This is a genomic window from Pantoea cypripedii (assembly GCF_002095535.1).
Lineage (GTDB): Bacteria > Pseudomonadota > Gammaproteobacteria > Enterobacterales > Enterobacteriaceae > Pantoea > Pantoea cypripedii.
Map to the genome: position 1 here is coordinate 103,233 of NZ_MLJI01000003.1, position 25,893 is coordinate 129,125.

The 25,893-nt window shown below is 55.5% G+C and carries 27 protein-coding genes and 1 riboswitch; of the genes, 18 read left to right on the forward strand and 9 right to left on the reverse strand.

Annotation, left to right across the window (positions count from 1 at the left end):
• Positions 1-287 precede the first annotated feature (287 nt).
• Both HA50_RS31945 and HA50_RS28520 read left to right on the forward strand, forming a co-directional pair.
• Positions 288-476 carry a DUF2543 family protein gene (locus tag HA50_RS31945; protein WP_084880560.1) on the forward strand — a complete coding sequence of 63 codons (189 nt, stop codon included), beginning with the start codon at positions 288-290 and terminating at the stop codon, positions 474-476.
• An 18-nt stretch (positions 477-494) separates the two neighbouring features.
• Positions 495-1,034, forward strand: coding sequence for a DUF2058 domain-containing protein (locus tag HA50_RS28520; RefSeq protein WP_084880563.1), 540 nt, complete (start codon positions 495-497; stop codon positions 1,032-1,034).
• Positions 1,035-1,050: 16 nt separating this feature from the next.
• On the opposite strand, the gene HA50_RS28525 is transcribed toward HA50_RS28520, so the two are convergent.
• Positions 1,051-1,749: an RluA family pseudouridine synthase gene (locus HA50_RS28525; RefSeq protein ID WP_084880566.1), complete on the reverse strand. Its 699-nt coding sequence runs from the start codon at positions 1,747-1,749 to the stop codon at positions 1,051-1,053.
• 245 nt (positions 1,750-1,994) lie between these two features.
• On the opposite strand from HA50_RS28525, the gene HA50_RS28530 reads away from it, so the two are divergent.
• Complete coding sequence (locus tag HA50_RS28530) at positions 1,995-2,462, forward strand: DUF1203 domain-containing protein (protein WP_084880569.1); 468 nt, start codon at positions 1,995-1,997, stop codon at positions 2,460-2,462.
• A 41-nt stretch (positions 2,463-2,503) separates the two neighbouring features.
• Here HA50_RS28530 and mqo read toward each other — a convergent pair whose 3' ends face one another.
• Positions 2,504-4,156, reverse strand: a complete 1,653-nt coding sequence (gene mqo, locus HA50_RS28535; protein ID WP_084880571.1) for a malate dehydrogenase (quinone) — start codon at positions 4,154-4,156, stop codon at positions 2,504-2,506.
• A 228-nt stretch (positions 4,157-4,384) separates the two neighbouring features.
• On the reverse strand, positions 4,385-5,089 hold the full coding sequence (locus HA50_RS28540) for a GNAT family N-acetyltransferase (protein WP_244193715.1): 705 nt from the start codon (positions 5,087-5,089) through the stop codon (positions 4,385-4,387).
• Between the two features lie 218 nt (positions 5,090-5,307).
• On the opposite strand from HA50_RS28540, the gene HA50_RS28545 reads away from it, so the two are divergent.
• The gene (locus tag HA50_RS28545) at positions 5,308-5,766 is read left to right on the forward strand and encodes an acyltransferase (RefSeq protein WP_139811089.1); all 459 of its coding nucleotides are present in this window, start codon (positions 5,308-5,310) and stop codon (positions 5,764-5,766) included.
• A 4-nt stretch (positions 5,767-5,770) separates the two neighbouring features.
• On the opposite strand, the gene HA50_RS28550 is transcribed toward HA50_RS28545, so the two are convergent.
• From HA50_RS28550 to HA50_RS28560, 3 genes are read right to left on the reverse strand one after another with little or no spacing between them, the layout of a single operon-like run.
• A complete protein-coding gene (locus HA50_RS28550) occupies positions 5,771-7,552 on the reverse strand; it encodes an ABC transporter ATP-binding protein (protein ID WP_084880577.1) in 1,782 nt (593 codons plus the stop codon).
• A complete protein-coding gene (locus HA50_RS28555; protein ID WP_084880580.1) occupies positions 7,549-8,997 on the reverse strand; it encodes a M81 family metallopeptidase in 1,449 nt (482 codons plus the stop codon). Before HA50_RS28555 ends, HA50_RS28550 begins: the two co-directional genes overlap by 4 nt.
• Before the next feature lie 11 nt (positions 8,998-9,008).
• Complete coding sequence (locus HA50_RS28560; RefSeq protein ID WP_084880583.1) at positions 9,009-10,142, reverse strand: ROK family transcriptional regulator; 1,134 nt, start codon at positions 10,140-10,142, stop codon at positions 9,009-9,011.
• A gap of 192 nt (positions 10,143-10,334) precedes the next feature.
• Here HA50_RS28560 and HA50_RS28565 point away from each other — a divergent pair, with 192 nt between their 5' ends.
• The 4 genes from HA50_RS28565 to HA50_RS28580 are packed head-to-tail and all read left to right on the forward strand — an operon-like array spanning position 10,335 to position 14,652.
• Complete coding sequence (locus HA50_RS28565) at positions 10,335-11,870, forward strand: ABC transporter substrate-binding protein (RefSeq protein WP_084880586.1); 1,536 nt, start codon at positions 10,335-10,337, stop codon at positions 11,868-11,870.
• Positions 11,871-11,885: 15 nt separating this feature from the next.
• Entirely contained in the window at positions 11,886-12,806 is a 921-nt protein-coding gene (locus HA50_RS28570) for an ABC transporter permease (protein ID WP_084880589.1), read from the forward strand.
• On the forward strand, positions 12,806-13,672 hold the full coding sequence (locus HA50_RS28575) for an ABC transporter permease (RefSeq protein ID WP_084880592.1): 867 nt from the start codon (positions 12,806-12,808) through the stop codon (positions 13,670-13,672). Before HA50_RS28570 ends, HA50_RS28575 begins: the two co-directional genes overlap by 1 nt.
• Complete coding sequence (locus HA50_RS28580) at positions 13,669-14,652, forward strand: ROK family protein (protein ID WP_084880595.1); 984 nt, start codon at positions 13,669-13,671, stop codon at positions 14,650-14,652. The genes HA50_RS28575 and HA50_RS28580 overlap by 4 nt, the downstream gene beginning before the upstream one ends.
• 76 nt (positions 14,653-14,728) lie before the next feature.
• Here HA50_RS28580 and HA50_RS28585 read toward each other — a convergent pair whose 3' ends face one another.
• Both HA50_RS28585 and HA50_RS28590 read right to left on the reverse strand, forming a co-directional pair.
• Positions 14,729-14,992: a type II toxin-antitoxin system Phd/YefM family antitoxin gene (locus tag HA50_RS28585; protein WP_084880598.1), complete on the reverse strand. Its 264-nt coding sequence runs from the start codon at positions 14,990-14,992 to the stop codon at positions 14,729-14,731.
• Positions 14,993-15,061: 69 nt separating this feature from the next.
• The gene (locus HA50_RS28590; protein WP_084880603.1) at positions 15,062-15,937 is read right to left on the reverse strand and encodes a LysR family transcriptional regulator; all 876 of its coding nucleotides are present in this window, start codon (positions 15,935-15,937) and stop codon (positions 15,062-15,064) included.
• Positions 15,938-16,060: 123 nt separating this feature from the next.
• Here HA50_RS28590 and HA50_RS28595 point away from each other — a divergent pair, with 123 nt between their 5' ends.
• The 9 genes from HA50_RS28595 to HA50_RS28635 all read left to right on the forward strand — a co-directional run bounded on the left by HA50_RS28595 (position 16,061) and on the right by HA50_RS28635 (position 23,223).
• The gene (locus HA50_RS28595; RefSeq protein ID WP_084880605.1) at positions 16,061-16,786 is read left to right on the forward strand and encodes a pirin family protein; all 726 of its coding nucleotides are present in this window, start codon (positions 16,061-16,063) and stop codon (positions 16,784-16,786) included.
• 317 nt (positions 16,787-17,103) lie between these two features.
• Positions 17,104-17,223, forward strand: a riboswitch (TPP riboswitch).
• Between the two features lie 127 nt (positions 17,224-17,350).
• Positions 17,351-18,295 carry an FAD-dependent oxidoreductase gene (locus HA50_RS28600; protein ID WP_084880607.1) on the forward strand — a complete coding sequence of 315 codons (945 nt, stop codon included), beginning with the start codon at positions 17,351-17,353 and terminating at the stop codon, positions 18,293-18,295.
• The gene (gene thiS, locus HA50_RS28605; RefSeq protein WP_084880610.1) at positions 18,279-18,476 is read left to right on the forward strand and encodes a sulfur carrier protein ThiS; all 198 of its coding nucleotides are present in this window, start codon (positions 18,279-18,281) and stop codon (positions 18,474-18,476) included. The genes HA50_RS28600 and thiS overlap by 17 nt, the downstream gene beginning before the upstream one ends.
• 3 nt (positions 18,477-18,479) lie before the next feature.
• The gene (locus tag HA50_RS28610) at positions 18,480-19,238 is read left to right on the forward strand and encodes a thiazole synthase (protein ID WP_084880613.1); all 759 of its coding nucleotides are present in this window, start codon (positions 18,480-18,482) and stop codon (positions 19,236-19,238) included.
• 11 nt (positions 19,239-19,249) lie between these two features.
• A complete protein-coding gene (locus HA50_RS28615) occupies positions 19,250-20,218 on the forward strand; it encodes a HesA/MoeB/ThiF family protein (protein WP_084880616.1) in 969 nt (322 codons plus the stop codon).
• Positions 20,215-20,934, forward strand: a complete 720-nt coding sequence (locus tag HA50_RS28620; RefSeq protein WP_084880618.1) for an ABC transporter ATP-binding protein — start codon at positions 20,215-20,217, stop codon at positions 20,932-20,934. The genes HA50_RS28615 and HA50_RS28620 overlap by 4 nt, the downstream gene beginning before the upstream one ends.
• Positions 20,915-21,652 carry an ABC transporter permease gene (locus HA50_RS28625; protein ID WP_084880621.1) on the forward strand — a complete coding sequence of 246 codons (738 nt, stop codon included), beginning with the start codon at positions 20,915-20,917 and terminating at the stop codon, positions 21,650-21,652. The genes HA50_RS28620 and HA50_RS28625 overlap by 20 nt, the downstream gene beginning before the upstream one ends.
• Positions 21,653-21,661: 9 nt before the next feature.
• On the forward strand, positions 21,662-22,597 hold the full coding sequence (locus HA50_RS28630; RefSeq protein ID WP_084880624.1) for an ABC transporter substrate-binding protein: 936 nt from the start codon (positions 21,662-21,664) through the stop codon (positions 22,595-22,597).
• Positions 22,598-22,770: 173 nt separating this feature from the next.
• Entirely contained in the window at positions 22,771-23,223 is a 453-nt protein-coding gene (locus tag HA50_RS28635; protein ID WP_084880627.1) for a hypothetical protein, read from the forward strand.
• 36 nt (positions 23,224-23,259) lie between these two features.
• Here the strand turns inward: HA50_RS28635 and HA50_RS28640 are convergent, their stop codons facing one another.
• A complete protein-coding gene (locus HA50_RS28640; RefSeq protein ID WP_084880630.1) occupies positions 23,260-23,892 on the reverse strand; it encodes a LysE family translocator in 633 nt (210 codons plus the stop codon).
• A gap of 141 nt (positions 23,893-24,033) precedes the next feature.
• Here HA50_RS28640 and HA50_RS28645 point away from each other — a divergent pair, with 141 nt between their 5' ends.
• Positions 24,034-25,890 (forward strand): sigma-54-dependent Fis family transcriptional regulator, encoded by a 1,857-nt coding sequence (locus HA50_RS28645; RefSeq protein WP_084880632.1) that lies wholly within the window; start codon positions 24,034-24,036, stop codon positions 25,888-25,890.
• The last annotated feature ends 3 nt before the right edge of the window (positions 25,891-25,893 follow it).

Below are 25,893 nucleotides of genomic sequence, written 5' to 3' on the forward strand. Positions count from 1 at the left end.
AGTTTCCTTTTATGTCAGGTAATCAGCGTTCTAACGCAGCTTGCGTTCATCGTCATTACCATGAGTAAGTGAACGCGAGTTGCTGATCAAACCCTGGCTGCCATGCTCTAAATACCCTTTCCGAACGTGATATCAGTGAACAATACCCATCGTCCTGGCAATAGCTACAGCCGCAGCGAAAAAGCTAATATTCCGCTTAATCATTTGGTGGGTTTATATAACCTTATGAAAGCACACAGGTAAAGAAAATTCACAGCAGGCACGGCATAGACTTTAACCCCCAACTGATGAACAATGGCGTAGCGCTTAAATTTTATGGCATCGTGGATAAGTACAAGGCGGAAGTGACAAAGCCGGTAAGCGAGTCAGAACCTGATGCACTGGCGCGTTATTTTCAGTTGATGAGTTCGCCACTTTTCTCAATCACTGGGGCAATGAATAGACGTGAGAGTTGGGGCTGCCCCCAAAATTTTTAAGATGGTTTAGAAGCGAAGATGACAAAACTTACCTTACAAGAGCAAATACTGAAGGCTGGATTAGTGACCAGCAAGAAAATGGCCAAAGTCCAAAAGACGGCTAAAAAATCACGCGTTCAGGCTCGTGAGGCCAGAGAGGCGGTGGAAGAGAATAAAAAAGCGCAACTTGAGCGAGATAAGCAGCTAAGCGAACAACAAAAACAAGCGGCTTTAGCAAAAGAATATAAAGCTCAGGTGAAGCAACTTATTGAGATGAACAGAATCGTCGTTGCAAAAGGTGATATTGAATTTAATTTCACCGATAACAATTTAATTAAAAAAATCAGTGTTGATAAGTTGACCCAAACGCAACTGGTGAATGGGCGTCTTGCTATCGCCCGCCTGGTAGTTGATAGCAATGGTAAGAGTGAATACGCGATTATCCCCGCAGTGGTCGCTGATAAAATCGCCCAGCGAGATGCGAGCCATATTGTATTAAACAGCCCCCTGAGCCAGGAACAGCATGATGAAGATGATCCCTATGCTGATTTTAAAGTGCCTGATGATTTGATGTGGTAATCAGAGCGTTGCCCGTTCAAAACGGGCTATTATGGCGCGCATTGATCCACTCTTCGCTGACAGGATGCACAAAATCCAGCGCACTGGCGTGCAGCATTAGCCGTGGGGCTTTTTCCGTGCCAGGCAGCAGGCGACCGCCATACAGGTCGCAACCTAAAATAGGGTGGCCCAGCAGCTGGCAATGAATACGTAGTTGGTGGGTGCGACCGGTCTCCGGAATTAGCTGCACCCGCGTTAACGGCAGTAACGTCCCATCTTCCAGCTCATGATTGAAACGTTCAACCACCTGATAGCGAGAACGGGCGGGTTTGCCGTGGATTGCACAAATTGACATCAGTGGAAAGCGCGCCGGATCTTTGGCAATCGCCGCGTCTATCACCCCTTCATGGTTTTCAAGATGTCCGCACAACAGTGCGCTGTAAACCTTGGTCACGCTGCGCTGACTGAATTGCTGGCACAGGGCGGAGTTGATCACCTTATTGCGCGCAATCACCATCAAGCCGGAAGTGCCGAAATCAAGACGGTGAACCAGGGTGCAGCCCGGAAAAATCTTGACCAGCCGGTGATGTACGGAATCGAGATTTTGCGGATTTTTGCCCGAGAGACTGAGCAGGCCGGCGGGTTTATTGATCAGCACCAGGTGTTCGTCCTGATAGAGCGTTTCTATCTGGTCATGACACGGTGGGGCAATAAAGGTATCAAAAATAACAGACATCAGGTCGCCAGGGGGGAGTGTGGGGGCGGATAATAACCAATTTTTAGCCAACAGGCGAATTTCCTTCCTCGGTGAAATCGCAGCCCAATCCTTTCTGCTGCATCTGCAAAATGCGGTGCTGGAAATGATGTTTGCCAGAGCATAAGTCTTAAGCCTCATCATCGAAAACTCCATGACCGTTAACAGCGAGCACGCCGTCGTGTTCAGGTGCTTAATACCTCCACGCTTAACGTCTGGAGGATAATATGGCTTATACCATTCGCGGTTTGGACAGCAGAGAGTTTACACATTTATTTGGTCAGGATGAGCGCTATCTGGCGTTACATCTGGCGATACGTAAGCGGGCTGATAGATCCTTGAGTTTTCCGGATCGCATTGCATTGCGTGATGTGCCGGAGGGGGAGTATGCGATTCTGGTCAATCACGCCTACCAACCAGCGGCAACGCCTTATTCAGGCAGGCACGCCATCTATATCCATGAGGGATGTACCACACAAGGTGTTTATCAAGATGAAGTCCCAGCGTATCTGACAACCCGGTTACTCTCGCTACGAGCCTTTAATACAGCACATATGATTATTGCGGCGGAGGTCACGCAAGGCGGTGAGGCGGAGCCGTTAATTTTGCAGATGTTGCGTCAACCTGAAACCGCTTATATCCATGTGCATAGCGCCCGGTTTGGCTGTTATCTGTGTGTCATTGAACGCAGTTGATATAAAGAATAACCCCGAGCCAGGTGGCACGGGGTTGAGACTTACAGCGCCATATCGTGTTGCGGCGAGGAAGTCGTTTTTGCCGGAGTCGTTGCCTGCGGCTGAGCGGCAGCGGCTGGCATATTGATCACCGGGGGTTTGGTCAGTTGCAGCGTTGCGGCTGTGTCATCCCAAACCTGCTGGGCCAGTGCCGGGTCATCGTTCAGTTTCTGGCCATAGGCCGGAACGATTTGATGGATTTTCTGCTGCCATTCCGGGCTGGCGAATTCGGTCGGGAACAGCTGCTTGATCACGTTAATCGCGATCGGCGCTGCGGTTGAGGCTCCCGGTGATGCACCCAGCAGGGCGGCAACGGTTTTCTGCTGATCGGTCACGATTTCCGTACCCAGTTTCAGCACACCCCCTTTCTCGGCATCTTTCTTAATGATCTGTACACGCTGACCCGCCTGAATCAGTTTCCAGTCTTCTTTCTTCGCTTCCGGGAAGTATTCTTTCAGCGCGGCGAAGCGATCATCGTCGTTCAGCATCACCTGACCAATCAGATATTTCACCAGATCGAAGTTATCAATGCCTACGTGGGTCATCGGCATAAAGTTGCTGGTGGTGGTGGTGCCCAACAGGTCAAACAAAGAACCATTTTTCAGGAACTTGGTTGAGAAGGTGGCGAATGGTCCAAACAGCACCACGCGCTTGCCATCAAGGAAACGGGCATCAAGATGCGGTACGGACATCGGTGGTGCACCCACGGAAGCCTGACCATAAACTTTTTCCAGATGACGGCTGGTAATCGCCGGGTTTTCGGTAACGAGGAAAGAACCGCCCACCGGGAAGCCCGCGTAGTTTTCACCTTCAGGAATACCGGTTTTCTGCAACAGTTTCAGCGCGCCGCCGCCCGCACCGATAAACACGTAACGTGCATCGATGGTGCGGTTTTCACCACTTTTCACATCTTTAATGGTGACGTGCCAGCTGTTATCGCTGTTACGTTTGAAATCGGTTACTTCTGATGAGGTTTCCAGCGAGAAGTTATCGTTCTTTTTCAGGCTGCCAATCAGCTGACGGGTAATTTCGCCGTAGTTAACATCGGTGCCAACCGGGGTCCAGGTCGCTGCCACTTTCTGCTGCGGATCGCGGCCTTCCATAATCAACGGCGCCCACTGCTGAATTTGCGCGTGATCGGTGGAGAATTTCATTCCCTGGAACAGCACAGTTTTTTGCAGCGCTTCATAACGTTTCGTCAGGTACTCAACGTTTTTATCGCCCCAGACAAAACTCATGTGCGGAGTAGAATTAATAAAGTTATGCGGGGTATTTAATACGCCACGTTTAACCTGCGAGGTCCAGAATTGACGGGAAATCATAAAGGCTTCGTTGATTTCCAGCGCTTTGCTGACATCAATACTTCCGTCCGGACGTTCTGGCGTATAATTCAACTCCATATTGGCGGAGTGGCCGGTACCAGCGTTATTCCAGCCATTCGACGATTCCAGTGCCACGCCGTCCAGCTTTTCGACCATAACCTGTTTCCAGCTGGGTTGTAATTCTTCCAGCCAGGTTCCCAGAGAAGCGCTCATGATGCCCCCGCCAATCAGCAGCACATCAGTCTTTTCCGGTGTGTCGGCGGCATGAACAGCAGAGCTGACAAGCAGTGCAGTGAGCGAAAGCGAGGTGAGTAATGTAGTTGATTTTTTCATTGCGATAACAACGTTTCTTAGCGATGAGTAAAAAGTTCGCAACAAATTTAAAACATTGTTATTGAAATTTTAAAATTTATTTAGTTTAAAAACTATTGAAGCAAAATGGCGGATTTATTTGGTTACAAATGTATTGGGTTATTTCCATGCGAAACAGGCGGTTATTTTGCTGGATGGTACATGATTTATAACCGCTATTTCAGCAAGGGGAATCCCGAGTGAGCGAAATTAATTTCGCTTAAGGAATCGATGTAATGGCAAAATTTGCCGCCCTGAATTATCGATATTTTCCTCGTCTATCCAACGCGTTATCGCCTGATAAATGGCAGGCCATTCGGTATCAATAATCGACAGCCAGTCAGTATCACGGTTGCGTTGTTTGCGTGTCATTGCCTGGCGAAAACGGCCTTCAAAGGTGAAGCCGATACGTTCCGCTGCGCGACGCGATGCATGGTTCAGTGAGTCGCAGCGCCACGCCACACGACGATAGCCCAGCGTAAAGGCCTGGGCCAGCAGCAGAAACAATGCCTCCGTGCCCAGCACATTACGCTGCATCAGCGGTGACCAGGTCACATGACCAATCTCCAGCGCGCCATTTTGCGGGTCAATATTGGCGAAACACACCACACCCACCGCCTGTTGGCTGGCATGGCTGATGACGGCATAAGGTATCAGCAAGGCATCAGCAATTTTGTGTGCGACCCAGCGCTGCATCTCTTCCAGCGAGTGGGGTTGTTCGGCACCCAGCCATGTCCAGTCGCGATCGTCTTCAGCCTGAGAAAATGCCGCAAACAGCGATGCGCAGTGTCCGGTCTGTAAAGGTTGCAGCGTACAAAACCGCCCCACCAGAGGCGTGACGGCGGGACGCGCGACGGGCTGCCAGTCCGGCAGAGCAAACCCTACGGGTTGACCATATTGATTAAAATGAGACACACAACATTCCTTGATAAAGTAGCGGGTAGCAATCCTTATAACGTAACGCATTTTCCCGGCACGGCGTACGGATTGCGCGATAAATCGCGCCGCTACGGCTCGGTGCGGTTATTGGCATGGTCGGCATAAATGCCGCCCCTACATCTGTGGGGTGCGAATTTATTCGCACCAGGGATTGACGTTCAAGACGGTAGCTACGGCCAGTACATGGAGTCACTATGGCAATGAATTTACGCGAAATCGGTGTGAAAGATGTTATCAGCGGCAACAACGTCACCGTCTGGCAGCCGGTGAACCTTTATGGTTGCACCCTTGAAGATGAGGTGTTTATCGGCCCGTTTGTTGAAATTCAGGCAAACACGGTAATTGGCCGTGGTAGCAAAGTTCAGTCGCACAGTTTTATCTGTGAATACGTCACCGTCGGTGAAAACTGCTTTATCGGGCACGGTGTGATGTTTGCCAATGACCTGTTTCGTGAGGGCAAACCCGATCCGGACCGCACCCATTGGGGAAGAATTGTGATTGGCAATGAAGTGGCGATTGGCAGCGGTGCGACCATTCTGGCTGTCAGCATCTGTGATGGTGCGGTGATCGGTGCGGGCAGTGTGGTAACCAAAGATATTACGCAGAAGGGTGTTTACGCCGGTAACCCGGCGCGTTTGCTGCGTCCGTTGTGAATGGTTACTCCATCACCCAATGCCCGGTGCTGACTTCGCGATAGCGACGTGTTTCCGGCACATAACCCAGTGGCCGGACCGGGCTTTTCAACTCGTTGACCTCCATATGTCGTCTGAGCTGACGGCGTGCCGGATCCGGTACCGGCACCGAGGAGAGCAGCTTACGGGTGTAATCATGCTGCGGGTTTTCAAAAATTGCCGCGCGCGGGCCAATCTCGACAATCTCACCCAGCAGCATCACCGCTACCCGATGGCTGATGCGTTCCACCACCGCCATATCGTGAGAAATAAACAGATACGACAAGCCGAGGTTTTGCTGTAAATCGAGCAGCAGGTTAATGATTTGCGCTTTCACCGTCACATCCAGCGCGGAAACCGATTCGTCGGCAATGATCATTTTCGGATCGAGCATTAACGCACGCGCTATGCAGATACGTTGCCGCTGGCCGCCGGAAAATTCGTGCGGATATCTTTTCAGCATCGTTGCCGACAATCCCACACGCTCCATCAGTTCAGCGGCTTTTTGTCTGGCCTGAGCTTTGCTGCCCAACCGATGCTGCAAAAACGGCTCGGTCAGCGCTTCCTGCACTGACATGCGCGGGTTCAGGCTGGCGAAGGGATCCTGAAAAATCATCTGCATTGCGCAACGCAGTTTGCGTAATTCCTCTGGGCCGAGACTGAGCACATCATAACCGTCAAACTCGACCTGACCGGATGCGGCGCGGGTCAGACGGGTGAGGGAGCGGCCGGTGGTGGATTTACCACAGCCTGATTCACCCACCAGCGACAGGGTTTCGCCCGGCATCAGGTCGAAAGAGATATTTTCCACCGCGTGGACCGCACCGGTTTTGCGACTCAACAGCCCCTCATGAATACTGAAGCGGGTAGTGAGATTTTTCACCGACAGCAACGGTTGCGCCGACAAGCGCGGCATCGCACAAGGCGAGTGAGGATCCGAAAACTTACGTGGCCCTTCGATACCGCGCATCGCCCCGAGCTGAGGGACAGTGGCAAGCAGCGTGCGCGTATATTCCGCCGACGGGGCGGAGAAGATGGCGGCGGTGGTGCCGGTCTCCACCACATCACCCTGATACATCACCAGCGTGCGGTCTGAGACTTCGGCCACCACGCCCATATCGTGCGTGATAAACAGCACCGCCGTGCCTTCTTCTTCCTGCAAGGTTTTAATCAGATCAAGAATTTGCCCCTGGATGGTGACATCCAGCGCTGTGGTTGGCTCATCGGCAATCAGCAATTTTGGCCGCAACGCCAGCGCCATCGCGATCATCACCCGCTGACGCATCCCACCCGAAAAATGATGGGGGTAGTCATCAAAGCGTTTTGCGGCGTTGGGGATGCGTACCTTTTCCAGCAAACGAATCGTTTCTTCTCTGGCGGCTCGCGACGAAATTTTCCGGTGCGTGGTCAGCACCTCGGCAATCTGATGACCGATGGTGAACGAAGGATTCAGGCTGGTCATCGGCTCCTGAAAAATCATCGCCACGGCATTGCCACGAATATCGCGCATGGCGGCTTCGCTCAGCAGCAGCAAATCGCTGCCGTTGAGCAGCACCTTGCCGGTGATGCGCGCGTGACGGGCATTCAGCAGGCGCATGATCGCCATTGATGTGACGCTTTTACCGGAGCCGGATTCACCGACAATCGCCAGCGTTTCGCCAGCGTGAATGTCAAATGAGACGTTATTCACCACCTCGCGCCAGTGATCCTCGTGGCGAAACGCCACTGACAGATTTTCTATGCGCAACACCGGTTCCTGCGTCTTCATCGCTGCGGATCTGCCATAAAGCGTGCGGACAGGGTGCTTACCGGCAGGAAATCAAAATCGGTATCAAAAGGATAAGCAGGCTGAGTCTTACGCTTGCGGACCAGGCGTTCCACGTACTGATCGACCACGCCTTCGGATAGCGCCATCAGGTTAGGATTGGCCAGTGGCGCCAGTTCGGGGGACAGATAACCGGATTTTACTACCACAATATTGGCGGTGGCCGGATCCAGCCCCAGCAGCGCAAAATCCGCCAGATTATGGTAGGGACGGCGTCTGTCAGCGACTACCACGGTGATGCCACCCGTTTGCAGCAGCGCCTGTTTCGCGACGGACCGCGCGTCATCCACCAGGTTAGTCACCACAAATTGCGCGCTGGCTTTGCCACCCGCAGGATCGAGCGTTGCGCCAAGGGTCAATGGCAGGGTTGCGCCGACTCCGGCGGCAAAAGCTGCATCGGTCGCCGGTTTGTCGGTAATCCCTGCGACGATCACCCCTTGTGCACCCTGGCGAATCAACTCGGCCAGCATATCGCCGCGATCGCCGACACCGCCTCCGGTGGGATTATCACCGGAATCCGCCAGAATCACCGGATGGGTAGGGCTGGCAATCGCCATCCGTACGCACTCCTCAGTGCTGCCGGTGACACAACCAAAACTGAATTGTTCTCTGGCCTGCCAGTACGCCAGCGCCAGTTTTGCCGCCTGTTCAGCCAGCACATCGGCATCGGTACCGGTCATGATGGCTGCCGCCGTCGCGCGGGGTTCATCGGCCCAGACGTAACCCACCATCAGTGAGGCATCCCAGATATGATCGATCGCGTTAATGGCGGGCAGGCGGGCATACAGGCTTTTCGCCGGTTCATCCTCGGTACTGGTGCGTTCACCGGGCAACACCACCGGAATCGGTGCCCAGACAACGCCAGGTTTCACGCCGCTGTGCAGGCTTTTCACCAGCATCGCGACCGAGCGACGCATGGTTTCTTCCACATCGATATGCGGCGCGGTGCGGTAGGTGGAGAACATATCGATCGCATCGATGATGCGTTGCGTGACGTTACCGTGCAGATCATAGCTGACGCTGATCGGGCAATCGTCACCAACCAACTCACGGGTAGCGGCAATCCAGTCGCCCTCGGCGTCTTCCATTCCTTCAACGTAGACCGCGCCGTGCATCGCCAGGTACACGCCGTCTACGGGTAACAACGTCGCCAGTCGGCTTAAGAAATCTTGTTTAAAATCTTCGTAAGTGACGCGTGCGACCGGGCCACCGGCGATGGCGCGGGCATGAAAGGTCGGCAGGAAGAGGGCATCGTAATCGGCAAGAAAAGCAAAATAAGGACTCGCCGTGAGTTCATCACCGCGCAGAATACGGAAGTCGTCAGCATAATTCAGCACCGGGTTATAGGTACTGCACTCAGTATGAATACCACCAAAAGCAATGCGCATTGCCGCCTCCGTTACTCGGGTAGATGAATTAAAAAACGATAGGCCGCCACACTGGCAGCGGCTCTGGCCCAGCTTTCGTCGCTGAGGACGATGGTCGAAATCGGCGTCTTACCCATGATGGAAGGTAAGACATTGGCATCAATGGCCTGCATCACCACGGTTTTCAGCAAGCCATCAAACGCGCCGGGATGATGGGCAATCACGATCAATTCCGGATCGTTCATCTGAATGATATTGGCAATGGCAAGGCCGAGCGCATTACCCGCGCGGTGCAGAATGGCAATCGCCGCACTGCTGCCTTTCACCGCCAGATTTTCCAGCTCCGCCAGGGTTGCGGCATCAAGAGTCTTCTCGCGCATGTTTTCGCGGATGGCGGTTAAGGATGCCAGAGTGTCGAGACAACCGCGTTTACCACAGCGGCAGGGATGGCCGCCGGGCTCAATGGTGCAATGGGCAATTTCTCCGGCACCGCCGTGGGCGCCGCGATGCAGTTGCCCCTGAAAAAAGTGCGCTGAACCGATGCCATCGCTGTGCGAAATCAGGGTGAAGTTACGAACTTTCTTCGCCAGCCCGAAGATTTTCTCGCTCACCGCCAGGGCTTTGGCGTCATTTTCCAGCGACACCTCCAGCCCGGTTGCCTGTTTCAGCATCTCCGCCAGTGCGACATTTTTCCAGCCGAGCAGGGCCGATTGTACACAGACTGCCTGGTGTTCATCGACAAAGCCAGAAAGCGTAACGCCAAGGCCAATCAGTTGATCCGGTGAGATCCCCTTGCTCTGTACCAGCGGGGGGATGGCTGCGGCAATGGCCTGGGTGAGTTGTTGTGAGTCGAGGCTCAGGGGCAGCGCGCTGCTTGCCAGTACGTGCCCATGCATATCGATCAACACCAGGGTGATTTGCTCACCCAGCAACGAAGCACCAAGAAAATAAGCGCTATCGGCACGCATTTTTAATAAAACCGAAGGGCGGCCCTGGCCGCTGGCTTCAGCAATACTTTCTTCCAGTAAACCGGCATTAAGCATCTCTTTAATCAGGGTGCTAATGGCCGCTTTACTCATTTTCATCTTCTGCGCAATAGCCGTACGGCTCATGCCATGTGAAGCGATAAGCAAACGAATAATTTGTTGCTGATGGGCATTGAGCATCAAGAGTCCCGCGATCAAAGCACTGTTTCACTGACAATAATAAGCCATAAGGACAAATACAATGGCATTTAGTTAATTTTCTGAACCTGGATCGAGATATAAGTAAAATATATGAACTAACCTATTGGCTTTTGTTTGGCAGTTGTGCCTTATATGGCCTGGATAATTCACCAATCGTATCTGAGGGCCTTCATGGAAAGCACACTTAAGCGTTTCAGGGTTATTACTCTCGCGGGCTGCATGATGTCGCTATTTGCCAGCGCCTCTGCGTTTGCCAGCCAACTGGTCATTATGCAGAACGAACCGCCACGCAGCATGGATCCGGGTAATCAGACCGCCACCTTTACCGGCACGGTACTGGACCCGATGTACGAAGGCCTGACGCGACTGGGTGATGATGGCAAGGCGGTTCCGGCGCTGGCGCTCTCCTGGAGCAGCGATGCCAGCGGACTGAACTGGACTTTTAAACTGCGTCCCAACGTAAAATTCCATGATGGCACGCCCTTTAACGCCGATGCAGTGGTGGAAAACTTTCAGCGCCATCTCGATACCAAACGCGGTCTTGCCGCCAGCGGTAAAATTCGCACCTTTGTTCAGGACGTGAAGAAAAAAGACGATCTGATCGTGGAATTTCAACTGAAGAAAATAAATCCGGCGTTTTTGACGGTGCTGGCGTCCGGCCCGGGATTAATGGTTAGCCCGAAGGCGGATAAAGACGGCAGCATCAATAATAAAGCGGATGGCACCGGGCCTTATAAGCTGGTGCAATATAAATCCGGTGAATACGTGCTGGAACAAAAGAACGCAGATTACTGGGGTAAATCATCCGGGCCGGACGAAATAAAATGGACGTGGAGCAGCGAACCTTCGGTGATGAATATGGCGCTGCAATCCGGCCAGGTCGATATTATTAACCCGGTGCCACCTCAATTTGCTGGCATGTTAAAAAACAATCCTAACATCAACCTGAAACAATCGCCGGGTGCGGCGGTTTTCTGGGTTGATCTTAATACGCAAAGTAAAGCGTTGAGCGATGTCCGCGTGCGTCAGGCGCTGAACTTCGCCACCGATCAGCAGGCGCTGAGTAAGGCGGTAATGTTTGGTTATGCCCAGCCTGCCAACTCCGCACTGGCACCGGTTGATGTGAACTACGATAAAAGCCTGCATGACTATCCTTACGATCTCCAGAAAGCCAAAGACCTGCTGAAAGCGGCGGGTTATGCCGATGGCTTTGCCATGTCGATTGCGGTACAGGCACCGGATGCGCGCACGGCGCAGGTGTTGCAGGGCATGTGGAGCAAAATTGGCGTGAAGCTGAATGTGCGCCAGATGGAAAGTGGTGTCTGGACCAAAGCGGCCTTCGCCGATGCAAAAGAGAAAGCCTCGCAGGGCACTGATGCGGTGCTGGCCTCGTGGTCATCAGGTTTATATGGCTCGGACCTGCAACTGCGCCCGCTTTACCACACCAGCAGCTTCGCTCCGGGTGGCGCCAACCTTGGTTTCTTTAGCGATAAGCAAACCGATGATCTGATCGATACCGCCGCTTCCACCATGGATGATGCCAAACGTAAAGCACTCTACTTCGAGGCGCAGAAACGCATCAGCGCACTGGCACCGCAGGTGCTGCTGTTTTACCAGGATGACCTGTATGCAGCGCGGAAAAATATCAGCGGCGTCACCATGCAGCCGGGTGGCCAGTTAGTGGTGCGGGATGCCGTTAAAAAATAACCCAGGCGAGTTGCTATGAAAGCGTATGTCGCGAAAAAGGTGCTTTCACTGCCGTTGATTATATTCGGGGTGTCCATCATCGTTTTTATCGCCATCCGTGCGCTGCCGGGCGATCCGGCACGCCTGATGGCGGGGCCGGAAGCACCGCAGGAAGCGGTGGATAACATGCGCATCCGCCTGGGTCTTGATCAGCCACTGCCGCTGCAATATGTGAAGTTTGCGGCGGAAGCGCTGCACGGCAATCTGGGGATGTCGTTGCAGTCGCAGCGTCCGGTGATCAGCGAAATCAGTGAACGGCTGCCCTATACCTTATCGCTGGCGGCACTGGCTTATCTGCTGGCGATTGCCATCGGCGTACCCGCGGGGATGACCGGGGCGATTTATCGCCAGCGTATCCCGGACCAGGTGGTGATGGTGCTGACCATTGCCGGAGCGTCGATTGCCAACTTCTGGCTGGCGCTGCTGGCGATGAACTATTTTGCGGTACAGCTCGGCTGGCTACCGTTGCTGGGGGCTGATTCGTGGCGTAATTACATCATGCCCACCGTGACGCTGGCGATTTTGCCGATGGCGATGATCGCCCGCATGACGCGTTCCAGCATGCTCGATGTATTGAGCCAGGACTACATTCGCACCGCCAAAGCTAAGGGGTTGTCGGCGCGCAGCATCCACTGGAAACACGCGTTACGCAACGCCCTGATCCCCATCGTGACCATTGTGGCGCTGAATTTCGGCAGCCTGATTGGCGGCGCGGTGGTGACGGAATCGGTGTTCAACTGGCCGGGCATTGGTCGTTTGCTGGTGGATTCGGTGCGCTATCGTGACTACCCGGTGATTCAGGGCGTCACCCTGGTGGCCGTGACTGGCGTGGTGCTGATGAATTTGGTGGGGGAAATCCTTATCGGCTTGCTGAATCCAAAAATAAGGTTCGACTGATGAACAGCATCGAAACTTCCCTGGTGTCACGCCGATCGCGCAGCAGGCAGCTGCTGCGTTTCCTGGCGGCATATCCGTCGATTGCCATTGGCGGTGGATTGGTGCTGCTGGTGGTGCTGGCGGCACTGCTGGCCCCGCTGATTACCCATTGGGATCCGATTGAACAGGATTTGCTGAATACCCTTCAGGCCCCTTCCGCCGCGCACTGGTTTGGCACTGACGATTATGGCCGCGATATCTTCGCGCGCGTGATTTATGGGGCGCGTATCTCGTTATTTGAAGTGTGCTTGAGCGTGGCGATTTCGATGGTGATTGGTATCCCGCTCGGCATTATTTCGGGTCTGGCGGGGCGTAAAATCGATGCGGCGATCATGTGGGTGATGGACGTGATTTTTGCCTTTCCGGGTATCGTACTGGCGATTCTGATTGTCAGTGTACTCGGCGAAGGGCTGACCAATATGCTGATCGCCATCTCGCTGTTCTCCATTCCGGTCTATGCCCGTCTCAGCCGTAACCTGACGCTGGGGCTGAAAAATATGGAGTACATCGAAGCGGCGCATATGCTGGGGGTGCGTTATCCGCGCATCATCACCCACTATATTTTGCGCAACGCGATCGGTCCGCTGATTGTGCAATCCACCCTGACGGCCGGAGCGGTGGTGTTATCTGCCGCCAGCCTGTCGTTTCTCGGGCTGGGGGCGCAGCCCCCGATGCCGGAGTGGGGCACCATGATGAGTGATGGACGCAATTTCCTTGGACTCAACATTTACGTCTCCCTTTTCCCTGGCCTGGCCATTCTGATTACCGTACTTGGCTTTAACGTGCTGGGTGACGGCTTACGCGATGTGATGGATAAGCGTTTATGAATACACAGCAACCTGCGGTGATCTGTTTCGATTTAGGTGGTTCATTTATCAAATTGGCGATGGCGACGGGCAACGGTGAATTGTCTCTGCTCGGGCAGGAAAACATGCCAACCACGTCCTGGCCTGAGTTCACGCGGTTAATCCGAACGATGATCGACCAGCATCAGCAGCATTTTAGCGCCAGCAGCCCGGTAGCGATTTCCACCGCCGGGATTGTGGCACCAGATAGCGGTGAGATCTTTGCCAGCAATATTCCGGCCTTCCATCAGCGCAACCTGGCACGAGAACTGGCTGACGAACTGCAACGTGACGTGATCGTGCATAACGATGCGGACTGCTTTACTTATGCCGAAGCGCTGGCCGGGGCGGGGCGGGGCCACAGGGTAGTGTTTGGCGCGATCCTCGGTTCTGGCGTCGGCGGCGGCCTGGTGGCGGATGGCCGCATTATCATCGGACAAAATGGGTTAACCGGTGAGTGGGGGCATGGCCCGATCACACTGACGGAAGTTGAGATTGACGGTGAATGGCGACGCCTGCCGCGCCAGCTCTGTCCGTGTGGACAACGGGGCTGCCTCGACAGCTACGGTGGCGCGCGTGGCATGGAAAATCTGCATCGCACTTTGCATAACGAATCCGCCAGCAGCCTCGACATTATTGCGCGCTGGCAAGGTCAGGAGGCACTGGCCGGACAAACCATCAGCGCCTGGCTACAGTTGGTCAGCCAGCCGCTGGCGTACTGCATCAATCTCACCGGGGCTTCAGTGGTGGTGGTGGGCGGCGGCCTGGCTTCGGTGACACCCCTGATCGCAGCGCTGGATGCGGCGGTGCAAGGTTATGTGTTACGCCGCAGTGCTCAGCCATTGGTGGTACCGGGAGCCTTTGCCCATCATGGCGGTATGCTCGGAGCGGCGTTGCTGGCTGGAGAAGCGGTGTCTAAAGATATCTCTTTGGATCCTGAAGCTGGCTCAGCACCGCGGTGATTGCAATACCATTTGTTAACTGTGTCGCGAAGAATGTCGCTCTTATCCTGTCTCGCTTCCTGCGATAGGGTCAGCGTCATTCATCGCTAATCTCTTTAATCAGTTTGTTAAGGAACTGATCACCCTCCATTGAGCGACCATCCGCAATATCGGCTTCAGCGCGAGCCAGTTTTTCGCGTAGCACCTGTAGCTTCAATGTCTCTATCTGGTCGTATTCCTCAGCGGACATAACGACAGCTACACGCTTGCCATGTTTACTGATCTCAACAGGTTCACGTTGTGCTTTCATAAGCAACTCGCCAAATTGAGTTTTAGCTACCTGAGCGGTAATGGTTTCCATAACGCACCTTTTAATCACAATGGTCAGCGAAGATAAATCTCCAGCCTAAGCTGGCGATAAAATGTGCCGCTACGCCAGCTTCTGCTGCAAAAACGCCATAAACACCCGGTTGACCTCGCTGCGCTGGCGATGTTGCGGATAGAGCGCATTCAGGCTGAGCGAAGAGGGGTGCCAGTCATCCAGCACGGTGATCAGATCACCACTGGCGAGGGCGGGGGCAACGATAAATTCCGGTAGCAGGATCAACCCCAGCCCGGCAATTGCCGCATCGCGCAGCATTTCACCGTTATTGCTGACCATCGGCCCCTGTACGTTAATCACCTCACGCTTTTCCCCCTGAAACAGTTCCCAGCCGGTCTGACTTTCGCGACCGTAGCGCAGGCAGGCATGATCCAGCAAATCTTCCGGACGACGCGGCGCATCGGCTCCTTGCAGGTAGCTGGGGCTGGCGCAGATCACCCGGCGGAACTCCCCCAGCTTTTTGGCGATCAGCGTGGAGTCGGGCAATGTGCCGATACGAATCGCCATATCGAAGCCTTCGCCAATCATATCCACATAACGGTCCGCCAGTTCGACCTGGAATTGCAGCGCCGGATGCATACTGAGAAATTCAGCGATAAACGGCGACAGATGGCTGATGCCGAACGACATCGGCACGCTGAGACGAAAACTGCCCTGTAAAACCTGGCGGCGTCCTGACACCGCCAGCTCCGCCTCCTGCACATCATCAAGAATGCGCTGTGCATGGCGGGCAAACAGCTGGCCGTTATCCGTCACTGACAACTTACGCGTGTTGCGATTGAGCAGGCGTGCGCCGAGCGTTTCTTCCAGCGCGGCGATGCGGCGGCTGACATATTGTTTGGAAAGCAGCAGCTGTTCTGCGGCGGCGGTAAAGTTGCCGGCTTTAATCACGGCGACATAAATGCGGAGGTCGTCTATCTGCATATTGTCCACTTATTGGTGACGGTCATTGTCAATGCAACACATTGTTGGGCGATTCAGTTTACGTATACTGAGTCACATCAGGAAGCAATATCGTCTTCCGCCAACAAATTTGAGGAGCAGACCATGATTGAACAAAGACTGTCAGCCCAGCGCGGCCTCGGTGACCACGGCTGGTTGAACTCACGCCACACGTTTTCTTTTGCCAACTACTGGGATCCGAAACAAACCGGTTTCTCCGATTTGCTGGTGATTAACGATGACCGTGTTGCGCCGGGACGGGGTTTTGGTGCCCACCCGCACAGCAACATGGAAATCATCTCCTATGTGCTGGAAGGGGCGCTGGAGCATAAAGATTCCATGGGCACCGGTTCGGTGATTGTCCCCGGTGATGTGCAGCTGATGAGTGCCGGTAGCGGCGTAACGCACAGCGAGTTTAACCACTCGAAAGCGGACAACGTCCATTTCCTGCAAATCTGGATCGTTCCGGCAGAACGCGGCACGCAGCCAGGTTACCAGCAGGTATCGGTGGCGGAAAACGACAAACGTGGTCAGCTGCGCCTGATTGTTTCCCCGCAGGGTGATGAAGGTTCACTGAGCGTGCGTCAGGACATCCGCATCTATGCCGGGTTGTTTAACGGTGCAGAACAGCAGACCTTCACGCTGGATGCCGATCGCTACGCCTACATTCATGTGGCACGCGGCAGCATTGAAGTGAATGGTGTGGTGTTCAACGAAGGTGACGGTGCGCGTGTACGTAACGAAACCGCGCTGCAATTCGCCAACGGTAAAGACGCGGAAGTGCTGTTGTTTGACCTGCGTCCGCTGGAAGTGAATCACCCGCAGCGTTAAGCAGAGAAGGGGAGGCCTGAGTGCCTCCCTTTAGTTGTGCCAGCAAATCCTCATTGCCACCCCCGTACCTTCCTGCCCTTTTACGGGCGTAAGACACACCATAAAATAATCACGCCAAATACGCACACCAGGATGGCGGAAATCACTGAATCAGCACACATAATTTTCCTGCCAGACGTTGTTTCTATTAATCCAGATCTTGAGAGCATACCAGGCAATCGTGGAGAAAAGCGCATGATGCTGAAACAGGAGATTTTGAAAGGTTAGGCTTTGTTGCGGAGCTGATGCTTGACGAAGTCAGACGACTGCAATACAAATAGACGCGTCGGGGGAGTCTCGCCAGAGAGACTGAGAGGCTAAAAGCGCATTGCGCGGCTTAGCGACCCTTTGAACCTGACCCAGTTGATACTGGCGTAGGAAGACTGACAACCTGCAACGCAGGCTGTCTGGCAGCGGGGCGTTTCCGTGCAACGTATGCTATTTCCCTTCTCCTGTATCCGGGTCTCAGTACAACTACTGAGAGGCCGATATGCAATCTCCTGTTTCTTTTCTGGTATGTCCGTTATGAGTCGCTGGTCGGTTATTGGCGGCGGTGTGACGGGCCTGTGCGTGGCGACCCTGTTAGCGGAACGCGGTGAGCAGATCGAAGTGATTGTCGATGCGAACCGCACGCCGGCATCCTGGTTCGCGGGCGGTATGCTGGCGCCCTGGTGTGAAGCCGAAAGTGCGCCGCGTGCGGTGATTGATCTTGGTCAGCACGCCGCCGCGTGGTGGCAGCAACGGGTCAGCAGCGTCGAACATCAGGGGACGCTGGTGGTGGCACCCGTGCGTGATAGCCAGGAGTTGAACCGCTTTGCCCGCATGACGGAACAGCATCAATGGGTGGACCCCGCCGAAGTGGAACCGGCACTGGCCGGTCGTTTCGCGCGGGGTTTATTTTTCTCGCAGGAAGCCCATCTTGATCCGCGTTTGGCGCTGGCTGAGATGCGGGAAAAATTACAGCAGCGTGGCGTGATGTTTCACAGCGGCAAAGCCTCCGGGCAAGTGATTGATTGCCGTGGCATTCATGCGGCTTCTGAGCTGCCGCGACTGCGCGCGGTGCGCGGCGAAATGCTGATTTTGCACAGCGATGAGGTGCAGTTTTCACGACCGATTCGTCTGCTGCATCCGCGTTTTCCCTGCTATCTGGTGCCACGCCGTGGCGGCCACTTTATGCTCGGGGCCACCATGGTAGAAAGCCATGATGCCAGTCCCATCAGCGCGCGTGCCATGATGGAGCTGCTCAGCGCGGCTTATACCCTCCATCCCGCACTTGCCGAATCCCGCATTATCGAAAACGCCAGCGGCCTGCGTCCGGCGTATCCGGCCAATTTGCCGGAAATCCACTATCAAAATGACACTTTTTATCTGAACGGCATGTATCGCCATGGCTTCCTGCTGGCACCGCTGATGGCGGAACAGCTGATGCAACGCCTGTCTGAGGAAAACTTTTATGAACATTCAGCTTAATGGTCGCCAGGTGCTGACTGCCGCCAGCACCCTGAGCGAGTTGCTACGCGAGCAGCAAATTGATGCTGCCTGCGTTGCCACCGCATTTAACGGCATGTTTGTGCCCAGAACACAGTACGACAGCCAGCGGCTGGAAGAAGGCTGTCAGCTGGAAGTGTTATCACCGATGCAGGGAGGCTAAATCATGTTTTACGGCTTTGAACCACAATCACGGTTTTTACTGGGCACAGCGGGTTATCCCTCCCCGGCGATTCTGCAACAGGCGATTGTCGCCTCGGGCAGTGAAATCATCACCGTCAGCCTGCGACGTGAAGGCGTCGCCGGTGCGGCGTTTCGCGAGTTGCTGGCGCAGCTGGATAGGCGCGTGCTGCCGAACACCGCCGGTTGTCATACGGTGCAGGAAGCGGTGACCACTGCGCATATGGCGCGCGAATTATTCAACACGCCATGGATCAAGCTGGAGGTGATCGGCCATGCCGATACGCTGCAACCGGATCCGTTCGCGCTGGTGGAAGCGGCGCGCATTCTGTGCGCCGATGGCTTCCAGGTTTTCCCTTACACCACGGAAGACCTGATCGTGGGTGAAAAATTGCTGGAGGCAGGTTGCGAAGTGCTGATGCCGTGGGGCGCGCCTATTGGTTCCGGCCAGGGGCTGCGCAATATCGATGGTTTGCGCGCGATGCGTGCCTGGTTCAAAGATATCCCGCTGATCATAGATGCGGGAATCGGTGCGCCCTCACAGGCAGCACAGGCGATGGAGCTGGGCTTTGATGCGGTATTGCTGAATACCGCGGTGGCAAAAGCAGGGGATCCGGTGCTGATGGCGACGGCGTTCCGTCAGGCCATTGAGGCCGGGAAAGCGGCGCGCGACGGCGGGTTGATGGAAAAACGCGATATGGCGGTGCCTTCGACCCCGGTTTTTGGTCTGGCGAATCTTTGCTGAGGAGAATCCCGATGGATCGCTATCAACGTCAGACGATGTTGCCGGAGATTGGTGAGCAGGGTCAGCTGCGGCTGGCCGGGGCGCGGGTGCTGGTGGTGGGGGCAGGTGGACTGGGTTCGACGCTGCTACCGCTGCTGGTGGGAGCGGGCGTGGGTTTTATCCGCCTGTACGACGACGATACGGTGGCGCTGCATAATCTGCATCGCCAAACGCTGTTTGACATGGAGGATGTGCAGCAATCGAAAGTCGCCAGCGCGCAACGTGCGCTGTTACGGCGAAATCCACAGGTGCAGGTGGAACCAGTACCGCAGCCGCTGATTGCCAGCAATGTGCAGCAGGCACTCAGCAACATCGATCTGGTTATCGATGCGGCAGATAACTTTGCCGTCACTTATCAGCTATCGGATGCCTGCCACCCCGCAGGGATACCGTTGATCAGTGCCTCGGTGTTAGGGCGTCAGGGCTACGTGGGCGGATTTTGTGGCGCGGCCCCCAGCTATCGCGCGGTGTTCCCGCAGCTACCCACTTCTGCGGCGAACTGCAACACCGCCGGGGTGATGGGACCCGCAGTGGCGACACTCGGCGCGATGCAGGCGCAAATGGCGCTGAGCGTATTGCTGGGCCTGGAGCCTTCACCGCTCGGTTGCCTGGTGAACTGTGACTTTGTGCACTGGCACTTTCGCCAGTTCCGCTTCGATCGGGCGGCGGAGCCGGATCAACCCTGGGTGCCGTTTATTGATACCCAGCTACTCACCGCGGAGGACTGCATTGTGGAACTGCGCAGCCGCGAAGAAGCACCGGTCAGTGTGGCAGCATCGGCACAGCGCATCCTGCCGCAACAGCTTGACGCATGGCAACCCCCGCAAGGCCAGCGCATTGTACTGGTCTGCGCCAGTGGCATTCGCGCGGCGCAGGCCGCCACCGCGCTGGCGCAGCGCGGTTGTGCGCAGCTGGCCATTCTGGCAGCGAATCGCCCATGAACCAGGATATTACGCTGCACGATCTCGGCTTTAGCTGGGGATCACAACCGCTGTGCCAGCAGCTGAATTTGCGGCTGCGTGGCGGCAAAACCACGGTGATGCTGGGGCGCAGTGGCATCGGCAAAAGTACGCTGCTGCGGCTGGTGGCGGGCCTGCTCCAGCCACAGCAGGGGCGCATCACTGGTGTTGCGGCCAGCGTGGCCTGGATGGGGCAACAGGATTTGCTCTATCCGTGGCTTTCGGTGCTGGATAACGTGATGCTGGCGGCGCGTTTGAATCGTGACAAACCCGATCCTGAACGCGCACGACATCTGCTGGAGCAGGTCAAATTGGAGCAAGTTGCTCATGCCCGGCCTGATACCCTGTCGGGAGGTATGCGTCAGCGTGTGGCGCTGGCTCGCACCCTTTACGCGCAACGGGATGTGGTGCTGATGGACGAACCCTTCGCCACGCTTGATGTGATGACCAAACTCAGCCTGCAAACCCTGACGGCGACCCTGTTACAAGGCAAAACGGTGCTGCTGGTGACACACGATCCGCTGGAAGCCTGCCGCATGGCCGATGACATTCTGCTGCTCAGTGGTCAGCCGTTGCGCGTTGAACACTGGCCGGTGCCAGATGGGATGGCACCTCGCCCGCTCGACGATCCCGACCTGTTGCTGGCGCAGGGCCATCTCTTTACCCGATTGAATCAAGATGAAAAAGAATCTGTTTAGCGCCGTCTATCTGCTGGCGGTGTTGCTGTGCGGCTGGCTGCTGGCGCTGCGCAGTGGCGTGCCGAAATTTCTGCTGCCTTCACCTGAGGCGGTGCTGGAAGCCTTGTGGGTACACCGTCAGCTGTTGTGGCATCACATGCTGTACACGCTGGCGGAGATTGTGCTGGCGTTGCTGCTGGGTGTCGGTGCGGGCGTGATATTGGCGGTGTTGATGGCCGCCAGCATCACATTGCGGCGTTTGTTATTTCCGCTGGTTACTGCCAGCCAGGCGATTCCGGTGTTTGCGCTGGCTCCGCTGCTGGTGCTGTGGCTGGGGTTTGGCATCGCGTCCAAAGTGGTGGTGGCGGCGTTGATCCTGTTCTTCCCGCTGTGCCTGTCGTTGTTTGACGGCCTGTGCCGTACCCCGCCGGGCTGGCTGGAACTGGCACAAACCCTGAATTCTTCACGTTTTCATATTTTCTGGCAGGTACGCTGGCCAGCCGCGTTGCCGCAGTTCTTCTCCGGTTTGCAGATGGCGGTGGTGCTGGCCCCGATTGGTGTGGTGATTGGCGAATGGGTTGGTGCCAGCGAAGGACTGGGCTACCTGATGATGCAGTCTAATGCCCGGCTGGAAACCGCCACCAGCTTTGCCGCGTTGTTGTTGTTACTGATTCTGGCGTTGTTGCTGTCCGGTAGCGTCGCCCTGATGCGCAAGAAAACTCTCTGGCACTTAACCTAAGGATGCACTTTGAACACCCTACGTACCGCGATCACCGCCTTGCTGCTGCTGGCTACCACCAGCGTCGCCCAGGCCAATGAAAAGGTTCGTCTGCTGCTCGATTGGTTTGTGAACCCTAACCATGCGGCCATTTTTGCCGCGCAATACAGCGGCGCATTTAAAAAAGAAGGGCTGGATGTGGAGATGATCGCCCCCGCCGATTCGGCCTCCGTCCCCTTGCTGCTGGCGGCAGGCAAGGCTGATCTTGCTATCAGCTATCAACCGCAGCTGTACACGCTGGTGGATAAAGATGTGCCGGTCATCCGCGTGGGTACGCTGATCAATCAACCGCTGAATACCCTGACCACGGTCTCCCCGGACATTCACTCGCTGAAGGATTTTGCCGGGAAATCGCTCGGTTATGCCATTCCGGGGTTTGAGGATGTGGCGATTCGCAACATGCTGAAATCCCAGGGTGTTGATGCCGACTCGGTCAAACTGATCAACCTGAATATGGATGCGGAGTCTGCGCTGCTGACACATAAAATTGACGGAGCAATGACGGTGTATCGCAACTATGAGTTGTTGGATCTGAAAAATAAGGGCGCGAACCCGGTGGTATTTAAGCCGGAAGATTTCGGTGTCCCGGCTTACGACGAATTGATCATCCTGGCAAACCAGAAAACGGCGGCGCAGGACAAACGCATCCCGGCCTTTTTACGCGGTCTGGATGCCGGTGTCGCCTGGCTGCGTGCCCATCCGCAACAGGCCTGGCAGGCATTCATTAAGCAATATCCTGAGCTGAACACACCGCTGAATCATCAGGCGTGGCAGGCAACGTTGCCGTATTTCGCCAGCCATAGCGCAACGCTGGATACGCAACGCTACCAGGCTTTTGCTGAATATATGAAAGCTAATGGCTTAATCCAGCAGGTGGCACCAATGGCAAGGTATTCGTTGCCATAACCTGTTGCTGACTCCCCAGGCGGCGGTAAAATCGCCGCCTTTTTTGCATTGCGTGCGGCGCAGGGGCTGAACGGGGGCTGAATTCGGATAATACTGGAATTGTGTGACTGTCATCACTGATAGCCGCGCGCTAAAATACGCCTTTATCTTTCAGAAAAAGGTTTTTCGTCACGATGCTCTCACGTTACACGCTGGCTGGCCTGATGGCCGCAACATTGCTTACCGGTTGTGCCCGTCATGCTGCTGATACTACGGCTGCGGTCACCGCTGCCACCCCGGCTCCGATTGAGAACGACAACATGGCATCGCCGTTTGATCAAGGTCCGACGGTGATCAATATCACTCATGAAGTCACGCGTACCGATGACGGCTCTGCCATCTATGTAACGGTGGATGGCCAGGATGCGGGTCTGCTGACGAAAGGTGAAGAGAAGCAGGTTCATGTTGCGGCGGGTAAACATAAGGTGGGTGGCTACGTTCAGACGCTGTTTGGCTTTGGCCGTGTGACCATTCAGTCAGTGGACGTGACGACGGACCCGAACAGCGCGAAAAACGTGGTTTATTCTGTCAGCAAACAGAAACCGTCGTTTAGCGAAACAGCAGCGAGCAAACCTGATAATTCCTGATTTGCAGGGGCGGTATTGCTGCCGCCCCTGCCAGCTCTAGTTCCGACTGAAGACCAGCTTCAGTCCGGCAACGGCGAAGCAACAGGCCAGCAACGCATCCAGGCCGCGTCGGATTTTGCGATAGAATGTTGCCATCGGCGCAGTGGAAAATAGCAGCGCATATCCACAAAACACCAACACACAGATCCCGGCACAACCCACGATGATCATCGGCAGCGTTGACGCAGCTGCCTCTGGTTTCAGCGCCACTGACATGATCGCTACCCAGGTGAGAATCGCTTTGGGATTGCCCACATGCATCAGCAAACCCTGACGAAACATCCTGCCGTACTGCGCGGGTTCGCCACTGCGCTGTGCAAACTCCAGCGCATCCGGTTTACGCAAAGCCGATCTCCCGGCTTTACTCGCCAGCCATAGCAGATACAGGCCGCCACCGATTTTTAATACCATCAGCAGTTGAGCAAAGGTCGCCAGCACCGTAAGGACGCCACAGGCCGCCAGCAACGCCCATAGCATCGAACCGCCGATCACCCCACCTGCCAGTGCCAGCGCAGAAGCGCGCCCCCGTTTCATTGCCGTACCCATAATCGCCATGTTGCTCGGGCCGGGGCTGGCCGTGGCAACAAAATAGGTGGTGTAGATCAAAATCAGTTCGTGAGAAAGCGCCATAATTTCCTCTGTGGCCGAATAAGTCCCGATTAAGAGTTATATTCTCTGATGAGACATTTTTCCATGCCGGATCTGTTAATTAGGTGTTAATTCGCTATGCTGTGATTCCACTTAACCAGGGTGCCAGGAAGGAGAGGGAATGTGAATCTGAGCCAGCGCGAGCATATCGCCAACGTGGTCACCAGCGTCGAACAGGCGGTGGCCGCAAATGTGCTGAATCCGCAGGATAATGCGGTGCATGCCTCCTGGTTACGCTGCGTCACCCGGTACGGTCTCGATCCCAGCCGTATGCAGGAGGCGCGTATTTTACCCGCCCATCAGCTGCGTGAGCATTGCCAGCAACTGGAAGAACTGCGTTATGTGGCGCAGCAAGGCTTACAACGACTGTATCAACAGATTGCCCCTGCCGGTTATATCCTGCTGCTGGCCGATGCGCAGGGTGTGGCGGTGGATTATCTCGGCGATACCCACGCAGAAATCAGCCTGCGCCGCGCCGGATTGTTCCTCGGGGCGCAGTGGTCAGAAGCGCTGTCCGGCACCTGCGCCGTCGGCACCGCCCTCGCGACGGGGGAAGCCATCACCATCCATCAAACCGAACATTTTGACGCCACCCATATCCCCCTGACCTGTAGCGCAGTGCCGCTGTTTGATTCACAGGGCGATTTGCAAGCGGTGCTGGATATTTCTGCGCTCACTTCCCCCCAGCCACGTACCAGCCAGCATCTGGTGATGCAGCTGGCACGGCAACAGGCACAGCAAATCGAGAACGCCTGGTTGTTGCATCGTCACCGTCACGATTGGGTGCTGAAACTCAGCCGTAATCCGGCATGGGCGGATGTGCAGCCAGAATTCTTACTGGCGTTTGACGGCAACGGCCAACTGGTGGGGTTGAATCCAGCGGCGCGACGCTGGCTGGGAGTCGGGCAACTGCCCTCTGGATTATCGGTATCAACGTTATTTGATCGTTCGCTGGAGCAGCTATTGCAGACGCAGCAACTGGAGGATATCCACGGGCAGCAACGTTTCTATGCGCAAACTTTATCTCCGGCACGGGTAACGGCATCCTCCCCGGCAGTGAAGAGTGTGACGATAGCGCCTGAACTGGCGGCGTTAACCGGTGGCGATGCGCAACTAACGCAGCAATTACGTCGCGCAACGCGTCTGGTGGACGCCCCGCTGCATCTGCTGGTGCAGGGGGAGACCGGCAGCGGGAAAGAGTATTTCGCCCGCGCCTTTCATCAGGCCAGCGCCCGCCGCCACGGCCCCTTTATTGCGGTGAACTGCGCGGCAATTCCGGCCAGCCTGATTGAAAGCGAGCTGTTTGGTCATCTGCCAGGAAGTTTTTCCGGTGCGGGTAGCAAAGCGCGCAGCGGGCTGATTCAGGCGGCGCAGGGCGGCACGCTGTTCCTCGATGAAATCGGTGATATGCCGCTGGAGATGCAGACGCGGCTGCTGCGGGTGCTGGCCGAGCAGGAAGTGCTGCCGATTGGGGCACGTCAGCCGCAGAAGGTGGATATCCGCGTGATCTCCGCTTCGCACCATGCGCTGACACAGCGTGTGGCCCAGGGGTTGTTCCGTGAAGATTTGCTCTATCGTCTCCAGGGGGCCTGCATTATGTTGCCGCCGCTGCGGGAACGTACGGATATTAACTGGGTAATTGATAAGCTGCTGGCGGGGCGGGCACAACTCAGCGATCGCGCGCGTCATCATCTGGTCAATCATCGCTGGCTGGGCAACCTGCGCGAGTTAAATCATGCGTTGCAGTATGCACTGGCGATGTGTGAGGCAGGGAACATTCAGCCGGACGATTTGCCCGATACCCTTCAGGCGGTGGCACAGCAACCCGATCAGACGCAAGGCGAGGCGGGGCAACTGATCCAGCAGCTCCGTGCAGTGCATTGGAATATGAGTGAAGCCGCACGCCAGCTGGGTATCAGCCGCATGACGTTGTACCGACGTTTGCAAAGATACGCGATTCAGCTGCCGGAGCGGCATTAAAGG